This window comes from Kineococcus vitellinus, assembly GCF_009906315.1.
GTDB lineage: Bacteria > Actinomycetota > Actinomycetes > Actinomycetales > Kineococcaceae > Kineococcus > Kineococcus vitellinus.
On record NZ_JAAALL010000413.1, the window covers coordinates 1 to 2901 of the forward strand.

The window sequence follows — 2901 nt, forward strand, 5'->3', positions numbered from 1 at the left end:
CTCGCCTGGGCGCTGGTCGTCCTGCCGACGGCCTCGCACCCGGGGCCGCTCACCGCCGCCCTCTTCGTGCTCTACCCCCTCATCGACGTCGCCGCCACCGCCGTCGACGTCCGCGCCTCCCGTGCCCGCGGCGCCAGCGGCAGGTCGCTGAGCGGCCTCTGCACCAACGTGGTCATCAGCACCCTGGCCGCCGTCGCCCTCGCCGTCGCCGCCACCTCCGGCACCCCCGCCGTCCTGCGCGCGTGGGGCGCCTGGGCCGTCGCGGCCGGCCTCGTCCAGCTGGTCAACGCCGTCCGCCGCCGCCGCGTCGGCGGGCAGTGGCCGCAGGTCCTCAGCGGCGGCCTGTCCACCCTGGCCGGCGCCTCCTTCATCGCCGCCGCCTCCGCCGCCACCCCCAGCCTGGCCTCGGCCGCCGGCTACGCCGTCCCCGGCGCCGTCTTCTTCCTCGTCTCCGCCCTGCGCCTGCGCCGCACCGCCCGCACCCGCTGACACCACCACCCGCACCCGCGGACCGACACGACGACGGGAACGACGAGATGAACTCCGGAACCGACACCGGCGCCACCACCGGCGGCGCCACCACCGGCAGCGCCACCCCCCGCAACCCCACTCCCAGCGGCGCCGGCACCGCCACCTACGACGTCGTCGTCATCGGCGCCGGCCCGGTCGGCGAGAACGTCGCCGACCGGGTCGTGCAGGCCGGGCTGAGCGCGGCCGTCGTCGAGCGCGAACTCGTCGGCGGCGAGTGCTCCTACTGGGCCTGCATGCCCACCAAGGCCCTGCTGCGCAGCGCCGCCGTGCTGCAGGCCGCCCGCCGGGTACCGGGAGCGGCCGAGGCGGTGACCGGCCGGCTGGACGCCGCAGCGGTGCTGCGCCGGCGCGACGCCTTCGCCTCGAACTGGAACGACGACGGCCAGGTCTCCTGGCTGGACAGCGCCGGGATCTCCCTGCACCGCGGCCGGGGACGCATCAGCGGCCCCCGCACGGTCCAGGTCACCGGTGACGACGGCGGGACCGTCACCCTCACCGCCACGCACGCGGTCGTCGTGGCCACCGGCAGCAGCGCCCTGGTCCCCGACGTCCCGGGCCTGCGCGAGGCGGCGCCGTGGACCAGCCGCGAATCGGTGGCCGCGCACGCCGTGCCCGCGCGGCTGGCCGTCCTCGGCGGCGGCGTGGTGGCCGCCGAGATGGCCACCGCCTTCGCCGGCCTGGGATCGGCGGTCACGGTGCTGGCCCGCGATCGAGTGCTGCCCCGCGCGGAACCCTTCGCGGGCGAACTCGTCACCGCCTCGCTGCGCGAAGCCGGCGTGGAGGTGCGCACCGGAACGCGGGTGACGCGGGTGCACCGCGACGCCGCGGGAACCGTCCACCTCACCTTCGGCGAGGACGAGCACCTCGAGGTCGACGAGCTCCTGGTGGCCGTCGGGCGCACGCCGAACACCGGCGACCTCGGCCTGGAGGCCGTCGGCCTGGAACCCGGTTCCTGGCTGGCCGTCGACGACACCCTGCGGGTGCTCGACGCGGACGGGCAGGTGCTGGAGGGCGGGTGGCTGTACGCGGCCGGCGACGTCAACCGACGCGCGCTGCTGACCCACCAGGGCAAGTACCAGGCCCGCGCCGTCGGCGACGTCATCGTCGCCCGGGCCAGGCGCGAAGCGGTCGACGACGGCCCGTGGGGCCGGCACGCGGTCAGCGCCGACGAGCGCGCCGTGCCGCAGGTCGTCTTCACCGAACCCGAGATCGCCTCCGTCGGCCTGACCGCGGCCGCTGCGCAGGCCGCGGGGCTGTCGGTGCGGGTGGTCGACCACGACCTGGGCGCGGTGGCCGGAGCCGCCGTGCACGCCGACGGCTACCGGGGCCGGGCCCGCATGGTCGTCGACGAGCGGCGCCGAGTGGTCGTCGGGTTCACCCTGGCCGGCCCGGACGTGGCGGAGCTCCTGCACGCGGCGACCATCGCGATCGTCGGCGAGGTGCCGATCGATCGGCTCCGGCACGCGGTGCCCTCCTTCCCCACCATCAGCGAGGTGTGGCTGCGTCTGCTGGAGGCCCACGCCCGCCCCGCCTGAGGGCGCCACGCCCGCAGCACGTCACCTCGCCGACGGTCCGGCGGGTCCGGCGGGTCCGGCGGGTCCGGCGGGTCCGGCGGGTCCGGCGGGTCCGGCGGGTCCGGCGGGTCCGGCGGGTCCGGCGGGTCCGGCGGGTCCGGCGGGTCGAACCGTTCTCCGGTCGGCGTGCTCGTCCTCGAGCGCCTCCTCCTGCGCTGGTGCGTCCGGGAACTCACGAGGGCAGCGGCGGCGCGGTGCTCCACCGCCGCACGCACAGCGGGGATGACCCCGATCCCCGCGCCCGGCGCGCGCTGCCCGGCCGGCGTCGACGAACCGGGGGTCGCGGTCTGCGCGAGCTGTCGACCGTGGAGCGTGCGGAGGGCCGTGGCCCTGTCCCGTGGCGCCGGAGTGCGGCAGGATCGACCCGGGACCCCGACGGAGGAGGCGGCATGCAGCGCGTGAGCGGTGTCGGCGGCATCTTCTTCAAGGCCCGCGACCCCGCGGCGCTGGCGCAGTGGTACAGCGCCCGGCTCGGCGTGGACCCGGCACCGGAGTCCTACGAGGTCTCCTCGTGGTGGCAGGAAGCGGGCCCGACGGTGCTCGCGCCCCTGGCCCGGGACTCCGAGCACTTCGGCGGCGAAGCGCACTCCTGGGCGCTGAACTTCAGGGTCGCCGACCTCGACGCCATGGTCGAGCAGCTGCGCCGCGACGGCGTGGCCGTCGACGTCGACCCGCAGACCCACCCCAACGGGCGCTTCGCCACCTTGCAGGACCCCGAGGGCAACCCGGTGCAGCTGTGGCAGCCGGCCGGGGCCGACCAGCGCGGACCCGGCTGAGCCGCCACCCCGCCCAGCAC

Annotated in this window: 3 protein-coding genes; all 3 read left to right on the forward strand. The window is 77.1% G+C overall.

What is annotated here, in order from left to right:
* On the forward strand, positions 1 to 489 hold a 489-nt coding region (locus GTQ99_RS21725), incomplete at its 5' end, for a DUF308 domain-containing protein (RefSeq protein WP_166617776.1).
* Positions 490 to 536: 47 nt separating this feature from the next.
* The gene (locus GTQ99_RS21730) at positions 537 to 2066 is read left to right on the forward strand and encodes a dihydrolipoyl dehydrogenase family protein (RefSeq protein WP_166617777.1); all 1530 of its coding nucleotides are present in this window, start codon (positions 537 to 539) and stop codon (positions 2064 to 2066) included.
* A 428-nt stretch (positions 2067 to 2494) separates the two neighbouring features.
* Positions 2495 to 2881: a VOC family protein gene (locus GTQ99_RS21740; protein ID WP_166617778.1), complete on the forward strand. Its 387-nt coding sequence runs from the start codon at positions 2495 to 2497 to the stop codon at positions 2879 to 2881.
* The last annotated feature ends 20 nt before the right edge of the window (positions 2882 to 2901 follow it).

Coding starts and splice junctions, on each gene's coding strand:
- GTQ99_RS21730 (WP_166617777.1), top strand. CDS start 537: ATGAACTCCGGAACCGACACCGGCGCCACCACCGGCGGCGCCACCACC.
- GTQ99_RS21740 (WP_166617778.1), top strand. CDS start 2,495: ATGCAGCGCGTGAGCGGTGTCGGCGGCATCTTCTTCAAGGCCCGCGAC.